At 53.9% G+C, this 15,686-nt stretch carries 16 protein-coding genes and 1 pseudogene; 6 read left to right on the forward strand and 11 right to left on the reverse strand.

Annotated elements, in window-relative coordinates; all coding sequences use genetic code 11:
- Positions 1 to 366: 366 nt before the first annotated feature.
- Positions 367 to 819, reverse strand: coding sequence for an NUDIX domain-containing protein (locus tag ACI48J_RS16750; protein ID WP_009675642.1), 453 nt, complete (start codon positions 817 to 819; stop codon positions 367 to 369).
- 300 nt (positions 820 to 1,119) lie between these two features.
- On the opposite strand from ACI48J_RS16750, the gene ACI48J_RS16755 reads away from it, so the two are divergent.
- Positions 1,120 to 1,347: a hypothetical protein gene (locus ACI48J_RS16755; RefSeq protein ID WP_009675610.1), complete on the forward strand. Its 228-nt coding sequence runs from the start codon at positions 1,120 to 1,122 to the stop codon at positions 1,345 to 1,347.
- Between the two features lie 107 nt (positions 1,348 to 1,454).
- Here the strand turns inward: ACI48J_RS16755 and ACI48J_RS16760 are convergent, their stop codons facing one another.
- A complete protein-coding gene (locus tag ACI48J_RS16760) occupies positions 1,455 to 1,610 on the reverse strand; it encodes a hypothetical protein (RefSeq protein WP_326055761.1) in 156 nt (51 codons plus the stop codon).
- Positions 1,611 to 1,854: 244 nt separating this feature from the next.
- Here ACI48J_RS16760 and ACI48J_RS16765 point away from each other — a divergent pair, with 244 nt between their 5' ends.
- The 3 genes from ACI48J_RS16765 (at position 1,855) to ACI48J_RS16775 (ending at position 5,577) form a co-directional block, all read left to right on the forward strand.
- Positions 1,855 to 3,339, forward strand: coding sequence for an aldehyde dehydrogenase family protein (locus ACI48J_RS16765; RefSeq protein ID WP_326055762.1), 1,485 nt, complete (start codon positions 1,855 to 1,857; stop codon positions 3,337 to 3,339).
- Positions 3,340 to 3,525: 186 nt separating this feature from the next.
- Positions 3,526 to 3,996, forward strand: coding sequence for a DinB family protein (locus tag ACI48J_RS16770; RefSeq protein WP_405079369.1), 471 nt, complete (start codon positions 3,526 to 3,528; stop codon positions 3,994 to 3,996).
- 282 nt (positions 3,997 to 4,278) lie between these two features.
- Positions 4,279 to 5,577 carry an NCS2 family permease gene (locus ACI48J_RS16775; protein ID WP_405083245.1) on the forward strand — a complete coding sequence of 433 codons (1,299 nt, stop codon included), beginning with the start codon at positions 4,279 to 4,281 and terminating at the stop codon, positions 5,575 to 5,577.
- 135 nt (positions 5,578 to 5,712) lie between these two features.
- On the opposite strand, the gene ACI48J_RS16780 is transcribed toward ACI48J_RS16775, so the two are convergent.
- The gene (locus ACI48J_RS16780; protein ID WP_009675561.1) at positions 5,713 to 5,913 is read right to left on the reverse strand and encodes a hypothetical protein; all 201 of its coding nucleotides are present in this window, start codon (positions 5,911 to 5,913) and stop codon (positions 5,713 to 5,715) included.
- A gap of 133 nt (positions 5,914 to 6,046) precedes the next feature.
- On the opposite strand from ACI48J_RS16780, the pseudogene ACI48J_RS16785 reads away from it, so the two are divergent.
- A pseudogene (locus ACI48J_RS16785) lies at positions 6,047 to 6,545 on the forward strand (Crp/Fnr family transcriptional regulator).
- A 42-nt stretch (positions 6,546 to 6,587) separates the two neighbouring features.
- On the opposite strand, the gene hmpA reads toward ACI48J_RS16785, so the two are convergent.
- On the reverse strand, positions 6,588 to 7,808 hold the full coding sequence (hmpA, locus tag ACI48J_RS16790; RefSeq protein WP_405079370.1) for an NO-inducible flavohemoprotein: 1,221 nt from the start codon (positions 7,806 to 7,808) through the stop codon (positions 6,588 to 6,590).
- Positions 7,809 to 7,999: 191 nt separating this feature from the next.
- On the opposite strand from hmpA, the gene ACI48J_RS16795 reads away from it, so the two are divergent.
- A complete protein-coding gene (locus tag ACI48J_RS16795; RefSeq protein WP_405079372.1) occupies positions 8,000 to 9,634 on the forward strand; it encodes a glycoside hydrolase family 10 protein in 1,635 nt (544 codons plus the stop codon).
- A gap of 123 nt (positions 9,635 to 9,757) precedes the next feature.
- On the opposite strand, the gene ACI48J_RS16800 is transcribed toward ACI48J_RS16795, so the two are convergent.
- The 7 genes from ACI48J_RS16800 to ACI48J_RS16830 all read right to left on the reverse strand — a co-directional run bounded on the left by ACI48J_RS16800 (position 9,758) and on the right by ACI48J_RS16830 (position 15,580).
- Positions 9,758 to 10,297, reverse strand: coding sequence for a GNAT family N-acetyltransferase (locus ACI48J_RS16800; RefSeq protein ID WP_405079373.1), 540 nt, complete (start codon positions 10,295 to 10,297; stop codon positions 9,758 to 9,760).
- A gap of 344 nt (positions 10,298 to 10,641) precedes the next feature.
- Positions 10,642 to 11,097: an NUDIX hydrolase gene (locus ACI48J_RS16805; RefSeq protein WP_405079374.1), complete on the reverse strand. Its 456-nt coding sequence runs from the start codon at positions 11,095 to 11,097 to the stop codon at positions 10,642 to 10,644.
- 130 nt (positions 11,098 to 11,227) lie between these two features.
- Positions 11,228 to 11,935, reverse strand: coding sequence for a DNA alkylation repair protein (locus tag ACI48J_RS16810; RefSeq protein WP_405079376.1), 708 nt, complete (start codon positions 11,933 to 11,935; stop codon positions 11,228 to 11,230).
- A gap of 253 nt (positions 11,936 to 12,188) precedes the next feature.
- Complete coding sequence (locus ACI48J_RS16815) at positions 12,189 to 13,667, reverse strand: Lsa family ABC-F type ribosomal protection protein (RefSeq protein WP_405079377.1); 1,479 nt, start codon at positions 13,665 to 13,667, stop codon at positions 12,189 to 12,191.
- Between the two features lie 364 nt (positions 13,668 to 14,031).
- On the reverse strand, positions 14,032 to 14,445 hold the full coding sequence (locus ACI48J_RS16820) for a hypothetical protein (RefSeq protein ID WP_405079378.1): 414 nt from the start codon (positions 14,443 to 14,445) through the stop codon (positions 14,032 to 14,034).
- On the reverse strand, positions 14,446 to 14,574 hold the full coding sequence (locus ACI48J_RS16825; RefSeq protein WP_405079380.1) for a hypothetical protein: 129 nt from the start codon (positions 14,572 to 14,574) through the stop codon (positions 14,446 to 14,448).
- A gap of 37 nt (positions 14,575 to 14,611) precedes the next feature.
- Positions 14,612 to 15,580: a helix-turn-helix transcriptional regulator gene (locus ACI48J_RS16830; RefSeq protein ID WP_405079382.1), complete on the reverse strand. Its 969-nt coding sequence runs from the start codon at positions 15,578 to 15,580 to the stop codon at positions 14,612 to 14,614.
- Between the last annotated feature and the right edge of the window lie 106 nt (positions 15,581 to 15,686).

A 15,686-nucleotide genomic window follows, 5' to 3' on the forward strand; every position in this document is an offset into this window, starting at 1 on the left:
TTTCGTATTCCCCGCCTCCTTTCCATCATAAAAAAACCGTCGTCACCGGCTGAGCGGTTACGGGCGGATTTTCGTGTCAGGCAACCGAGAGAGCTTTCGGATGATCCGGCGAAATAAAAAAGCAGCCGGGCTATAAAAGCCGAAGGCTGCTGATTGGAATGTTTTCCGGTGTTCGTGTGTCTCTCTCGATTTCCTATGTTATAAATATACCTGACCCTGAAGCAACTAACACATGATTTTCGCATAAAAAACAAACAACAAAAGCATAGCTTTTTTAAAGTAATTTTATCGGGCAAGCGCCTCTCCTTTCCCGCTGCCGCCCGACCGCCCAAAACGGACAGCCGCCACGCGGGCTGCCCCGGCAAATCATACCTGCACGGGATCGCCCGCCCAGCCGAAGCTCTCGAACCAGAGGCTCTCCTGCCGGTTCAAAAGCGCCTCGCGCACATAGGGCACCATCTCGGCGGGAAGCGCGTCTTCCGGGAACCAGCGGAGCTCTTCGCACTTATGGGGCTCCATGTTGCCGATCTCGCCCTGCCAGCTGCGCGCCCTCAGGAAAAAGTCGATCCACTCCGAATTCGTGTTTTTGCGGTGCATAATACCGGTGATTTCCAGATCCCCGGGCCGGATATCAATCCCCGCCTCTTCCTTCGCTTCCCGCACGGCGGCGGCTTTCACTTCTTCTCCGCCGTCGATTCTTCCGGCTACGACACTCCACTTCCCGTCCGCGAACCCCGTATTTTTTCTCTTTAATAGAAGCGTTTCCCCATTACGGGACAGAAAAACATGAACGGAACCGTAAAATATAGGTGTTCTCATTTTAAACCTCCAAGGAATTGAACATTAAGCAAAACTTTTCTGAAACATATTTCGTTTCATATTATGAAAAACAGTTTAGTAGTAAGTGGATCTTTGCCGATTGACCTGCAAACTCCTAATTTTTGACTTTAAATTTAAAAAAACAAACGCTTTTCCACTTAAATTTCAAACATTCTGTGGCGGAGGTTGATCGTTTCCAAAAAAAAATTGAAAAATCTATCGTTTTTTTAAGTTTCCTTTAATATTCGTAATTTATACTATTTTCAAAGATTGATCTATCTTACAGGAGGTAGAAATCACATGAAAACCATTATCGTATTTAACAATCAAAAAATACCCGTCTTTTATACAGAAGCGAGCAAAAAAGCATTAAGCTTATTGAAAATTGCCCTGGAAGCGAAGTGGAACAACGGAAAACGCGCTGTAAAGACGTGTCTGGAGAACCTTATCTCCATCGAAATCGAGGGAACGGAAGCGATTCTGCACTCCCGCCGCGAAAGCGATACGCTTGCCTTGTCTCTTTATTAAAACTCAATCGCGAATAGCTGAGCCGGTCTCTTACATACGGCCCCGCGAAAAAGATCCCGTCCGGGATCTTTTTTGTTGTTTCCCTGCTCGGCCAATTTTTCACCCGCTTAACGCTTTTCGTTAATCGCTTCATTGCGGAGCGCCTGTTCGAAATCGGCGATGGTCTTTTTAAGCAGCGGTCCTTTATGGCCCGAAAGCAGCCGTTTATTTTCCTTCTTCAACACCGCCAAAATAAGCTCTTTCTGATCCCGGCTGAGCAGCATGATCCCAACCTCCCTTTCCCCGGCAAATCTTTTGTACGCCCGCCGTCAGGCTTGCAGCCTTCTCTTCCCTTTTAACGAGAGTCCCACTATTTTATCATGTTCGCTGGTCGGCGGGATAGACCCGGAAACTTTGCAAGACTTCTGTCATATTTTCCGCGCTAGTTTGATATAGATACAATATCACGGATGACAAGCTATGTGAGCTGAGCCGAGCATGATACCTTTCCTAAGGAGGCAGTGTGAAATGAACGAACTGACCCTGACAGTCCGACCCAAAATCCAGCGGTTCCTGAACGGAACGAAGCGGCTTTTCATCGACGGAGAATTCGTCGATTCCGTTTACGGGAGCACCTTCACGACCCCGAACCCGGCAACGGGCGATATATTGGCGGTCGTGAGCGAAGCGACCGAAGAAGATATCGATCTGGCCGTTAAAGCCGCCAGACGCGCTTTCGACGAAGGCCCCTGGCCCGGGTTAAGCGCCGCGGAACGGAGCCGGCTTATTTACCGGCTGGCCGATCTCGTCGAAGACAACCTGGAGGAGCTTGCCCAGCTCGAAACGCTCGACAACGGCAAGCCTATCGCGGAGACGCGTGCCGCCGATCTGCCGCTGGCCGTCGAACATCTCCGCTACTTCGCCGGCTGGTCCACGAAAATCGTCGGCCAGACGATCCCCGTCAGCGGCGGGTACTTCAACTACACGCGGCATGAGCCGGTCGGAGTGGTCGGGCAGATTATCCCGTGGAACTTCCCCCTGCTCATGGCAATGTGGAAGCTCGGCGCCGCGCTGGCTTCCGGCTGCACCGTCGTGCTCAAGCCGGCCGAACAGACGCCGCTCTCGGCCCTCTATCTCGCCGGACTGATCCAGGAAGCGGGCTTCCCGCCGGGCGTGGTCAACATCGTGCCGGGCTTCGGCGAAACGGCGGGCCAGGCGCTCGTAGGCCACCCGCAGGTCGACAAGATCGCCTTCACCGGCTCCACGGAAGTCGGCCGCTCGATCATGCGGCAGGCCGCCGACCGCCTGAAGCGGGTGACGCTGGAGCTGGGGGGCAAATCCCCGAACATCATCCTCCCCGATGCCGATTTGTCCCGGGCCATTCCGGGGGCGCTTTCGGGGATTATGTTCAACCAGGGGCAGGTCTGCTGCGCGGGCTCCCGCCTGTTCATCCAGAAGAAGATGTTCGACAACGTCGTCGCCGACCTGGTGCTGTATTCCCGCAAGCTCAAGCAGGGCGCGGGCCTCAGCCCCGACACCCAGATCGGGCCGCTTGTGTCGGAAGAGCAGCAGAACCGGGTGCTCGGCTATATCGAGCGCGGCCTGGAGGAAGGCGCCGAGCTGCTGACGGGAGGAACGAATCCGTTCGAGGAAGGCTATTTCGTGGCGCCGACGGTTTTTGCCGGCGTTCAGGACAGTATGACCATCGCCAAAGAGGAAATATTCGGGCCCGTCGTCACGGCTCTGCCTTTCGAGGATCTGGACGATGTGATCGCCCGCGCCAACGATACGGATTACGGACTGGCCGCCGGGCTGTGGACGGAAAACGTCAAAAATGCCCACTACATAGCGGGCAAGCTCCGGGCGGGCACCGTCTGGGTCAACTGCTACAACGTATTCGACGCGGCTTCTCCGTTCGGCGGCTACAAGCAGTCCGGCATCGGACGCGAGATGGGTTCCTATGCGCTGAACAATTACTGCGAAGTCAAAAGCGTCTGGATCAATATGAACTGAACCGGATTTTACGGCCCATCCGAACCAAGCTCTGTCCCCATGCGGGATAGAGCTTTTTTCAAATAAGAGCGGCAGGGTTAATGATCGAAATATCCGATTGATTCTATCAAAACTTTCGTATTTTCCGATTTTATCTTTCCTTGTATGCTGGAGTAAGAAATCAGTCCAAACGACGGAGGTATTCCCATGAAAGAAATTGCCGCAAGAATTCACGACAGGACGTATGAGATTGCATCGCTATTGGAGGCGGCGGACGAGTCGCTGCTCGTCAGACGCCCCGGACCGGACAAATGGTCCGTTAACGAAATTCTCGGTCACCTTTGCGACTCGGCTCTGAACAATCTGCCGCGTTTTATCGTCACCCGGTATGCCGGGCAGCCTGCCGTGTTCCAGCCCTACAAACAAAACGAGTGGGTAGCGGTTCAGGATTACCGGCACACTCCTTCTAAGGAAATTATCGTCTTGTGGGGGAGCCTGAACCGCCAGATTGCACGGGTCGTCGCATCCGTTACCCCCGAACAAGGCAATCTGCTCTGCAAAATCGGAGAGAACGAGCCCGTTACTCTCCGCTGGCTCATCGAAGATTATGAAGAACATATGGAGCATCACCTTGGGCAGATTCTCCGGTTGAAAGGGCAGTTCGAAGAACAAGCCTGACCGCCTTCGGCCGGATATCCCGCTGGGTTTTTGCACCGCGCACAGCTCCTAGTACGCAGTGTTTCGCTGCGTGACGCAGTCAGTCGACCACAACTACGGTCAAGCCACGCCACTCCGTACACCGTACTGCGATACTTTGGGGAGAAAGCTGCCATACTAACACAATAACGGTAGCTTCCTTAAGTGTTTCTGGTTATAATGATTCAAGCGAAACGGATACGGATTTACATACCCGGCGTTTCGAGGGTGGGCCGAGGGATACTTCAGAAAGAAGGATGAATGTTGGTACGTTTTCTCGATCGCCGGTTCGGGCTTAACGCCCACGGAACGACCGTGCGCCGCGAGCTCATGGCCGGATTGGTGTCATTCGTGACCAGCGTCTATATTATTATTGTCAATTCCGCGATTCTTGCGGATGCCGGAATTCCTGTCCAAGCGGGGATGATCGCCACCATCGCCACTTCGTTCGTCGGCTGCTGGCTGATCGGCTGGTGGAGCAACACGCCGCTCGTTATCGTGCCGGGCATGGGAATTAACGCCCTATTCACGTACACCATCGTGCATACGATGGGACTATCGTGGCAGGAAGCGCTTGCGGCCGTCTTCGTCTCGGGGCTTCTCTTCTGTCTGGTCGCCTTCACGGGGCTGGCCGGAAGGATCTCCCAATCGGTCCCGCATACGCTGAAAGAAGCCATCGGGGTCGGAATCGGGCTGTTCCTTACGTTTATCGGCCTGCAAAAAAGCGGGATCGTCGTGCCGAGCGCCTCGACGTTTATCGCGCTGGGCGATCTCGGCAGTCCCGAAGCGGTCGTCACCCTGCTGACGCTCGCCCTCATGGCCGTGCTTTACGTCCGCGGGGTGAACGGCAGCTTCCTTATCGCCATCGTGTTCGGAACCGCCGTCGCCTGGCTGCTCGGCCTGGTCAACCCGGCTGCGGAAGGCCCCGGTTTCGGGCTTCGCGATGCCGCCGCCGTCTTCGGCGCGCTTTCCTTCGGGGGCCTGTGGTCGCTTCCGTTCTGGATCGCAGCCTTCTCGATGGCGATGGTCATCGTCTTCGAGAATCTGGGCCTGATCCACAGCCAGACGGCCAGCTTCGGGCGCCCGGACACCTACCGCCGCGCGTTTCAAGCCGCGGCGGTGTCGAACGCAGCCGCCGGACTGCTCGGCTCGAGTCCGACCGTATCTGCGGTCGAAGGCTCGGCCGGCATCGCTTCCGGCGGACGCACGGGTCTGACCGCCGTGTTCACCGGCGTGCTGTTTCTCGGCTCCTACTTTGCGGTGCCGCTGCTTCAGGCCATTCCGGACAGCGCGATCGCGCCCGTGCTGATTATCCTCGGCTCGCTTATGCTCGGCAGCATTAAAGCGATCCCTTTCGAGGATTTCAGCGAAGCGTTTCCCGCTTTTCTCGTGATCGCGCTGATCCCGCTGACTTACAGCATCGTCGACGGAATCGCGTTCGGCTTTATCGCTTACCCGGTCGTGAAGCTTGCGGCCGGTAAAGGCCGCCAGGTTTCCGCGACCCTGTACGTCATTGCCCTGCTCTTTCTCCTGTACGAAGTTTTGCAGGTTATGAACAAGTAACGATTCCGCGGGCAAATCCGGTTTGCCCGGGTTTATCGGCCTCGCGCATTTCTTTTGGACGCCACAAAAAAACGCCTGTCCGCACTTCCTTCTCGGGAAGACGGGCAGGCGAATTTTTTAACCGGAGCCGTACGGTTACGAACTCCATCCCGAAGCCATAACGATGAACGTAACGAGGGCCGCCAGGCCGACTACGAGGTAGACGGTCCCCTGGACTTTCTTTTTCTGAAAAAACCGCATGATGCTCATGCTGACCATCGACCCGATAAAAAGGATCAGCAGCAGGCTCGTTACGAACATGCCGGTTGTTAACGCATCCAAAGAAGTTGTTGCCACGACGTTTTCCACCTCGATAAAATTGGTTTTCCGGTATCCTGTAAAGATCCTTCCTCGATTATAACCGGAAACAAGGCGAAAACGGTACATTCTTTCTACATTTCTATGAACAAAAAGAAAGGCGGGTGCCCGGATGATTTTGCATAAAGGCGAGGTGCTGTTCCGGCAGGGGGAAGAAGGCCCCTTGTTCCGCATCCGGAGCGGTCTATTTAAAGTCGTTCGCCTTCAGGAGAACGGGGAACAGTTTCTGTTCAACATTCTGAACCCCGGCGAGCTGATTCCGCACCATTCCCTGCTTACGCCCAAAGAATACCACGGCACCGCGATTGCCCTGATTACAAGCGAAGTCGAGGTCATTCCGGCCGCGCAGTGGTACGCCGGGCTTGAGGAGAATCCTCCTTCGCTACCGGGATGTCGCTCTTGTGCTGCAGGACAAGCTGAGGGCGATGCAGCAGCGCATCGACCAGCTTACCGCGCTCACTCCCGCCCGCAAAATCGAGCTGCTCGGGCAGTGGTTCGCCCGCTATGTCGGGGACATTCCGCTGGGCGATGTGCTGACCCAGGAAGAGATCGGGCAGCTCGTCGGCCTGCGGCGCGAAACGGTCAACCGGCTTCTACGGAAGCGGCGATAAGCGTCAAGAAAACGGGTCCGCCGTCATGGCAGACCCGTTTTTTTATTGCAGGGAAAGGGACGGCCCGAAAAATTCATAGTGGACCGATTCCGGCCGGACACCCAGCTTCTGCAAATACCCGATCATGTCGCGCATAAACGAAACGGGGCCGCAAATATAATAGTCGGCATGTCCGCCGGATTCCGCCGTTATTTCCTTCAGCTTCTCCGCCGTCAGCCGGCCTTCCGAATGAAAGGCGCCCGCGGCTTTGTCTTCTTCCGTCGGCTGCGTGTAGCAGATATGCGTGCGCAAACAGGTTTCATCCGCCGCCGCAATCATCGCATCCTTCATGGCGTGCAGGACGCCGTCGGCCGCGCTGTGGATGAACGCAACGGACCGCTCCGGCTGCTCGGTCCGAGTCGTTCTCAGCATGCTCATCAGCGGAGTCAAGCCTACTCCAGCGGACAGGAGCACAACCGGCGTATCCGCGGAACGGTTAAGCGTAAAATCGCCGGCGGGAGCGGAAAGCAGAAGGGTGTCGCCTTCCCGCACGGCTTCGTGCAGATAAGTCGACGCGACTCCCGGCTCGCGGGTATCCGTGCCCGCCTCCTTCTTCACCGAGATCCGGTAATACGGCTGTCCCGGACGGTCCGACAAGCTGTACTGCCGGTTCACGATATGTGCGCGCCCGGGTATCTTCATCTGCACGGTCACATACTGACCCGGCTCGAACGCCGCCAGCGCTCCCCCGTCCTCCGGCACCAGGTAAAACGACGTGATGTTCCCGCTTTCCGGCGTTTTCTTCCGCACCGTAAACTTGCGGAATCCCGCCCAGCCTCCCGGCTGATGGAGCGCCTCATCCGCCATTTCTTTCTCCACGCCGATAAAAGCCGCGGCGATCACGGAGTACGCCTCTTCCCAAGCGCCAAGAATTTCCGGCGTCGCCGCGTCGCCCAACACCTCGGAGATCGCCGCGAGCAAATTCTCGCCGACAATCGGATACTGCTCCGGCGTCACGCCCAGACTTACGTGCTTGTGGGCAATCCCCTTGACGGCCGGCATGATTTCATGAAGCCGGTCGATATGAACGGCGGCCGCATACACCGCGTTGGCCAGAGCCGTCTGCTGCCGCCCCTGCTTCTGGTTGCCGTGGTTGAACAGATTCAGCAGCTCCGGGCGGCTTTCGAACAGCTTTTCGTAAAAACGGGTCGTAATGGCTTTTCCGTGCACTTCCAGAACCGGTACGGTGGACTTGATAATTGCGATCGTTTCGGGTTTCAACATGATTAATCTCCCTTCGTCTTCGTTCTTGTTCTCAGTATAAAAAATCACACCCCTTCCCCGGGTGATTCCAATCACACCGCTTATTGCGGCTTTGTGAACACTCTAGCATCTCTCCCTTCGGTTTTTTTCGTCATAGAGTCGGTTTTCCCCTCATAGAATGAAGTATCATCTGCAAGGAGGATTCTTTACTCATGAACAAAAAGCACATCGCCGCTCTGGCCGCACTCGCCTTTACAGCCGCCTTGCTCGTGATTTTGACCGGCTCTCTGACGGGCCGGAAATCGCTTCTTGCCCAATCGCCTGACGCTGCTGCGGGTTCCCCGGCCGCTTCGATTACTCAAGCGGAGAAACAGGCATTATCCGCCCCCAGGCAGCTCCGGGCCGTCTGGATCGCCACGGCCTGGAACATCGACTGGCCGTCGAGCCAGGGACTGTCCGCAGCCAAACAGCAGCAGGAGTTCACCGCCATGCTGGACGAAGCCAAAAATGTGGGAATGAACGCCGTCATCGTACAGGTCAGGCCCAATGCGGACTCTCTCTATCCTTCCGAGTACGGTCCCTGGTCCGATGTCCTGACGGGCAGGCAGGGCCAGTCTCCGGGGTATGATCCTCTCGCCTTTATGGTCGAGGAAGCGCATAAGCGCAACCTGGAATTCCACGCCTGGTTCAACCCTTACCGCATCGGCAAAACCAAAGACGCCGCGAAGCTTGCCGCCGATCACCCGGCTTTGAGGCATCCCGACTGGGTCGCGGCTTACGCGGGCACCCAGTATTACAACCCCGGTATACCGGAGGTCAGGGATTTTGTCGTGGCCGGCATTACCGAAGTCGTCCGGAAGTATGATATCGACGCCGTTCATCTCGACGATTATTTTTATCCGTATCCCGAAAAGGGCAAAGATTTTCCCGACGATTTCGCTTACCAGAAATATGGTAAATCGGAGTTCGGCTCCAAGCCCAATTGGCGCAGGGATAACGTTAACCGGCTCGTTGAAGCCATTCATGCCGCAATCAAAAAGGAAAAGCCCTACGTCAAATTCGGCATTTCTCCGTTCGGCGTATGGCGCAACCAGAATGCGGACCCGACCGGGTCGGAAACGACGGCGGGCACCACGAATTACGATACCCTTTTTGCGGATACGAGAGCGTGGATCAACGCCGGCTGGGTCGACTATATCGCCCCGCAGCTGTATTGGAACTTCGGCTTCAAGCCGGCCGCCTACGATAAGCTGGCCGAATGGTGGATCAAAGAAACCGAGGGCAAGCCGGTCCAGCTGTACATCGGGCACGCCCCTTTCAAAATCGGCCAGCAGGACCCGCCGGGCTGGCAAAACCCCGACGAGCTGCCGGATCAGCTCAAGTTCAACGCCCGCAGCGCCGGCAAAATCAGCGGCAGCATCCTGTTCAGCCTCAAGGATATCCGCCGCAATCCGCTCGGATTCCGCGACCGGCTGAACACGGAGCTGTATGCCAGCCCGGCGCTGGTGCCGCCTATGCCTTGGCTGGGGAGCGCGGCGCCTCAGCCGCCGAAGGCTCTCTCCGCCGAGAACACGGCGGACGGTGTGCGGCTGGACTGGCGCGACGGCGGCGGGAACCCGGCCTACTACGCCGTCTACCGCGCCGAAGGCAGCGGCTCCGAGGCCCCACGCCTGATCGGCACCGTCCGCAGCGGCGGAAGCGGGTCCCAGACGTTCACCGACCGCGCCGCCCCGGCCGGGAAGCCCCTGCGTTACGTCGTGACCGCGCTGGACCGGCTGCATAACGAAAGCACGACGAGCCGGACCGCCTCCGCCGATGTGCCGGGCAGGTTCGCGAAGACGAAGTAACACGAATACCCTCCATCCGCTTATCCGGGATGGAGGGTATTTTTATGGGCGGATCAGGTCGGGAACGGCAAGTAAGGCTTATCCGTCCCGTGCCCGGCCTGTTCTGCGCGTGCGGTAAATCGTCTACGTGCCGGTTGATCCCAGCGTTGATCCCAGCACCTGTCCGGCGGGAACGTGGTACCGGCAAATGCCGTCGATGTTGTCCTGCAGGACGCCTCCGCAGCTTTCGATCACACGGCGCGACGGCGCGTTATCTTCATTGCAGGTCAGCAGCGCCTCACGTATGCCCTTGCCGGCCGCTTCCCGGAGCAGGAGCTGCAGCAGCAACTTCGCGTAGCCTTTGCCCCGTTCCGAAGGGCGGATAACATAGCCGATATGGCCGCCCCGCTTTTTCAGCTGGCCGTTCAGTGCGTGCCGCATTTTCCCGTAGCCGACGGGCCTGCCGTCCGCATAAAGCCAATAAACCGTTTGAGGGACGAGCCCTTCCGGCAGCTGCTTGGCCCGCGCCATGTTATAATTTTTGACAAGCAGATTATGGAACTCGTCCCGGGTTTCGCTGTAAAAGCTGTTCACGAACCCGTTCGCTCCCAAGCCGATTTCACGCGTCATTTCAAAAATGTCCGAGCCTTCCTCCAAGTTCAGTTCGCGCAGTTCTTCAGTCATACGGGCAGCTCCTTTACTCCTTTTGAAAAATATACGGGATTTCGAGAAAGAAAAAAAGCCCCCTTTTATAGAAGGAGACTTTCGGACCATAATTGGATGCGTCAGTTGAACCAGGCGCGCCGTACAAAAGAGACACCTCAATCCGGGAGGAGTAAGGTAGGTCAAGCAAACTAGGAACAGGAGATGTTGATGCAGGGTTCTTATTCCAAGGAAAAGGCAAGAACATCTATCCTTAAAATAAATAAAGCCGCATTTTACGCGGATATCTAAACCTATATGATCTTGTCCCCGGACAGATGCGAGCGATCTGCAGCTGCTGGTCCTTATCCAACTATCGCTTTCCTTTAGCGTAATAAGTGGTGACAAAAAGATTCAAGAGGATATTTCTTTTCAGCCAAAAGGTTTTCGGCAATGTGTTCGATCACTTTTCTATTCCGAAGCTGATACAACTCAGGAATTAATAAATCGGAGATTTCTATCCATTTGGAATCAATAATCCCAGTCTCCTCCAATTGAAGAGTTCCCCCGACAATTTCACCTATAAAATGAAATAAAATTACTTGATGATTAGAACTGCCGAAAAAATTATAAACACCTGTGGCTTCGGTTAATCTCACATCATAGCCGGTTTCTTCCTTTGCTTCTCTAACGGCCGCATCAAGAATTCCTTCTCCATACTCTAATCTACCAGAGGGAAAGTTCCATAGGTTTTTGGCATACTCTTTATTTTCTTTAATCATTAAAACCTTATTTTCTCGAATGATAGAGACACTAGCCACTAATACAATTTTCGTTTCCAATATGCCGGTCCCCTTGTCGCAAGATAATTATTGACATAAAGCCAGCAGTAAGTAATGCGCTTCGTGCATAATCGGCAATGTATTCATTTTTGTCCTCCGACACTACTTTTTGGCACCTTCAATCTATTACTTAACACCTTACATATTTACGTTTGAAACCAAGTTGGCCTTTATTTACTGCCTTTTGAATATTTTCGGAGGCATCTAGAAACTTACTTTTGGTTTTGTCCCGTTTGACTTCTACTGGGCCTACCGCCTTTGCGGTCTCAACCGCCTTATCATGGAGAGGCAGATAGGATACCCCCACCGTGTAAATAAAATTGTTCATCGCATATTTAGCTCTTTCGGGAGAATCATGAATCGTATTTTTCACAATTTCAAGCATATCGGCAAGCTTATTTTCGGAAAATTCCCCGTCATGGCGATTCCCCAAAAGCCAGCAGTAACAACTCCAGCCCGCTGACATTCTCAACTCTTGTCCGCTTGCGATCCATTTATCCGCAACTTCTTGTGCAATATCTGTTTCTGCCAAGGTTACGGCCACCACATAATCAGACAGCATATAAAAATACGCGGCATCTATCCAACGCTCAAAATCCGCAGCAGTCATTGCTTTCGGGTCCGCTATTACGCCGGCAAAGTACATGGCGTCATAATTCCCGGTGTTGTATAGCTCCTCGGCCAGAGGCTGATTTTTTTTAATTGTCTTAGCCATGGGCTTCATTGCGCCTGTAGCCACACCAAAGAGCGGTTCGTGCGCGCCATTGGAAACGTAAATTTTCTTGGTTCGTTCCTTGCCGAGAGTTTCAAGTTCCCGCATAACCATTTCCAAATTCATTGTTTATCACTTCCTCTGTTTCGCAGGATTTCGTCACGTTTATTACAGCCAATACCCGATACAGATGATCTGCTGTATGGTCCCGTTTTTAGAACTTTCACTACTTATTATACAGGCGATCGTTCGCTGTCACAAAGAACATGGACCAAGAGAACAAAGCACAACAATGAACAAAATAAATTGAGGCTGAAGCTGGCGAACAAAAAAACACCGCAGTCTAGGAGGACTGCGGTGCCCGAGTATTCCAAAGAAGTTAAAGCTCCACTACCTGGGTCGCAATATTGCTGCAAAATTCTCGGTCATGCTCCACAAAAAGAAGGGTTGGCTTGTGTTCGAGCAGCAATTCTTCAATTTGCATTCGCGATATCACGTCGATAAAATTAAGCGGCTCATCCCAGATATGCAAGTGAACGTGCTCGCACAGACTTTTGGCGATCAGCACCTTCTTCTTCTGCCCGCCGCTATAAGACGAAATGTCCTTCTCGAACTGAACCCGAGCGAAATCCAGTTTTCTCAAGATCGATTTAAACAGGCTCTCCTCTATGCCGTTTTCGCGTGCGTAGTCGGATAAGCTGCCCCGCAGATGCGCGGTATCCTGCGATACATAGGATATTTTCAGTTGGCTCCCTTTCCGGAAAGTGCCGGTATAGTCGATATCTTCGCCGAGAATCAGCTTCAGAATACTTGATTTTCCGGAGCCGTTTTTACCCGAAAGCGCTATCCGCTCTCCCTGCTCCACCGTAAAGCTGATATCGCTGCAAACCGTCTTATCCCCGTATTGAATCGACACGTGTTCAAGCTCGGCGAGCTGGTTCTTGTGATAAACAAGCTGGGAAATCTTCAAGCTTTCGGAGCTTTCGATATTTTTCAAGAGATGCGAACGATCTTCAATCGCGGACTGTTGCCTTTGCTCGATGGTTTTGGATCGTTTCATCATTTTGGCGGCTTTGTGGCCGACGTATCCTTTGTCTACCTTGGAACCGGAATTTCGTGTGCCGTTTTTCGTCTTCTCCACTTCGTGCGACCAGCCGCTTGTCCGTTTGGCCGCTTCCGATAAGCGCTTGATGTCTTTTTTCAGCTTTTCGTTCTCCGCAAGCTCAAATTCGTCCTGCATTTCTTTGTTTCTCCACCAGTCCGAAAAGTTGCCTTTCTGGATTTCGATGTTCGTTTTGTTGATGGACAAAATGTGATCGACGCAGTGATCGAGAAAAGCTCTGTCGTGAGAGACCAGGATATATCCGCTTTTGCTCCTCAGATAGCTGCTGACCAGTTTCCGCGCTTCCATGTCCAGATGGTTGGTCGGTTCGTCAATGAGCAGAAAGCTGTTCTCCTTAAGAAACAAAGCGGCCAGCATCACTTTCGTCTGCTCCCCGTTCGACAACGAGTCAAAGGGCCGGTCCAGCACATCCTCCGTAACCTTCAGCAGAGAAAGCTCGCGCAATAGTTCCCAATGAACATAATCCGGAAAAATGTCGCGGATCACATCCAGCGTCAGATTTTCCTTGTCATCCACCGGATAAGGAAAATATTCAAACTGGACCTGTGCGGAAATCGTTCCGCTGTACTCATACTTGCCCTGCAGCAGGTTCAGAAACGTGGTTTTCCCCCGGCCGTTCCTCCCTGTAAAACCCAATTTCCAATCGGTATCGATCTGAAAGCTTACCTCTTCGAATATGTTATCGTAACTGCCGTCATAAGCGAAAGTCAGGTTAGAGACTCTAATCAATGACATGATTGAATCCTCCTCCTTTGAATAAAAAAATGAGCTGCAAGAAAGTTATACCTTTCCCGCAGCTCAAATATTAAATCAAATCCAACCCGCGACGGGGTCAGACCTGAATATCCGATTTGAGTGAAAAGGATGTGTAACTTTCTTGCAGATAATAAATAAAACAAGCGAAATACTTCGCTCTTTGTTTTATCATTACGCGCGCAAGAAAGTGTACATTATCCTCTTCAACTCCTTTAGTAAATTATTGACATCGTAGCATACTCACTTTACATTTGCAACCCGCTTCTCAGGCCTATTAGTGTGCTTTCGATAAGAGAACCTTCGGTTCCCTGCCGTTTGAACGGGGTGAGGCGAGACCGGAATTCTAAGAGGACAAGGAACTCTCCTCCGGAGCGTTGTCCGCCCGGAACCGGGCGGCGATGAGCTTTTCTTGCAGCAGCAGCCCCGCGTACAGCCCTCCCATAATAAGCAGCATCCCAAGCGGCCCTTTCTGCAAGGCCGTCTGCCAGCCGTCGTAATAAGCGAAGACACCGGTTAACATACTTAGGCCGAGCACACCCGCGAACATTTTCTGTTTGCGGGATTCTTTCCGGGGAACAAACAATAGCTTTTCACGAAGCCGGATATTCATCCCCGCTAGAGAGACCAGCACAGAATAGATCGCTTGGACCGGGTGGGGCGAGTCGAAGAAAATGAATTGGTACACGAAATAAAAAGGGACTCCGAACGTACCCAGGAAGATGGCGTTATAAGCCAGCCTGATTTTCAGCGGAACCATTCAGCTCTCCTTCGTTTCCGGCGGAAGCTCCGCCGTATCGGGTTTGGATGCCATATACGTATCGAGAGCTTTGTTCGCTTTGAGGGCGAGCCTGATTAACACGATCAGCAGAACGATCCCTACCTCCATTGCCGTTTGTTATATTTTACCACCCCTTAATCTTTCTTCACAGCTCTTTATTCGCCTTATTGTCGTAAAGCTCCAATATCCCTCTCGTTACCTCGACTAATCCCGAACGCAGCTCCTCCGGCGCAAGAACATAAACGCTGCTGCCGTAACCGAGCAGGATGCCTATAGCCGATTCCAACGTATTGAATTCCGTGTCCGCTTCCACCCAGCCGTTATCGGCTTCGCTTGGATGCCGTACTTTTGCAAACCGTTCTCTGGAAAAACGGTGAAGCTCCGTCTCCCTGATCTTAATTTTTGCGGGATACCGCGGAAGCTTTGCCGCAAACTCTTTCAGGGACTGTTCCCAGTACTCGGCAAGATCGAATGACGCTGGCCTGGTGAAATGTTCCTCCGAAAGCTCCGCGTCAAGCAGCCGGGAAATTCTGTAGGTTCTCATCTCTCCCTCTGCTTCGGCAACCGCATACCAGATGCTGCCTTTGGCGACGAGGCCGAGCGGATGGATGAGCCTCTCCGCGATCCGGTCGTCGCGCCGGTAGCGGATGCGCAGCTTCCTCTCCTCCCACACCGCTTCCTGTACGAGCGGAAGATGGGGAAGCTGCTCGGCCGAGCGGTGCCAGCCTGCGCCGTCGATGTGGATGCGCTGCCGGACGCGCTCCGTTTCCTGCCGCAGGGACGCAGGCGAAGCTGCCAGCAGCTTCTGGAAGGCGCTGTCGTATTCGCCGCTCATGCCGAGGTCCGACAGCAGGGCGGAAGTGTTCGCGATCAGAAGCGTCGCGATTTCCTCCGCTTTCATGCCGGTCAGCCGGGTGCGGTATCCTTCCGTCAGGGACCATCCGCCGCCCGAACCCCGCTCGGCATAAACCGGGATGCCCGCCGCGCTCAAAGCCTCCATGTCCCGGAAAATGGTCCGTTCCGACACCTCAAGCTTCTCGGCGAGTTCGCGGGACGACATTTTCCCCTTGTTTTGCAGCAATAATAAAAGAGACAGCAATCGGTCGGCTCTCATCGTTATTCCTCTTTTCTTCCCTGTTCGGCATCCCCGGCCGCTTTCTTTCCTCACGGTTTTGCGCGGTTTTACTTGGCCCGGTATTGCTTGGCCGTTTTCCCGAACG

It is taken from the genome of Paenibacillus chitinolyticus, from assembly GCF_045038035.1.
Lineage (GTDB): Bacteria > Bacillota > Bacilli > Paenibacillales > NBRC-103111 > Paenibacillus_F > Paenibacillus_F chitinolyticus_A.

What these genes read in the sequence shown, in the direction of transcription:
- ACI48J_RS16750 (WP_009675642.1), bottom strand. Translation starts at nt 819, where the DNA reads ATGAGAACACCTATATTTTACGGTTCCGTTCATGTTTTTCTGTCCCGT.
- ACI48J_RS16755 (WP_009675610.1), top strand. Translation starts at nt 1,120, where the DNA reads ATGAAAACCATTATCGTATTTAACAATCAAAAAATACCCGTCTTTTAT.
- ACI48J_RS16760 (WP_326055761.1), bottom strand. Translation starts at nt 1,610, where the DNA reads ATGCTGCTCAGCCGGGATCAGAAAGAGCTTATTTTGGCGGTGTTGAAG.
- ACI48J_RS16765 (WP_326055762.1), top strand. Translation starts at nt 1,855, where the DNA reads ATGAACGAACTGACCCTGACAGTCCGACCCAAAATCCAGCGGTTCCTG.
- ACI48J_RS16770 (WP_405079369.1), top strand. Translation starts at nt 3,526, where the DNA reads ATGAAAGAAATTGCCGCAAGAATTCACGACAGGACGTATGAGATTGCA.
- hmpA (WP_405079370.1), bottom strand. Translation starts at nt 7,808, where the DNA reads ATGTTGAAACCCGAAACGATCGCAATTATCAAGTCCACCGTACCGGTT.
- ACI48J_RS16795 (WP_405079372.1), top strand. Translation starts at nt 8,000, where the DNA reads ATGAACAAAAAGCACATCGCCGCTCTGGCCGCACTCGCCTTTACAGCC.
- ACI48J_RS16800 (WP_405079373.1), bottom strand. Translation starts at nt 10,297, where the DNA reads ATGACTGAAGAACTGCGCGAACTGAACTTGGAGGAAGGCTCGGACATT.
- ACI48J_RS16810 (WP_405079376.1), bottom strand. Translation starts at nt 11,935, where the DNA reads ATGAATTTGGAAATGGTTATGCGGGAACTTGAAACTCTCGGCAAGGAA.
- ACI48J_RS16815 (WP_405079377.1), bottom strand. Translation starts at nt 13,667, where the DNA reads ATGTCATTGATTAGAGTCTCTAACCTGACTTTCGCTTATGACGGCAGT.
- ACI48J_RS16820 (WP_405079378.1), bottom strand. Translation starts at nt 14,445, where the DNA reads ATGGTTCCGCTGAAAATCAGGCTGGCTTATAACGCCATCTTCCTGGGT.
- ACI48J_RS16825 (WP_405079380.1), bottom strand. Translation starts at nt 14,574, where the DNA reads ATGGAGGTAGGGATCGTTCTGCTGATCGTGTTAATCAGGCTCGCCCTC.
- ACI48J_RS16830 (WP_405079382.1), bottom strand. Translation starts at nt 15,580, where the DNA reads ATGAGAGCCGACCGATTGCTGTCTCTTTTATTATTGCTGCAAAACAAG.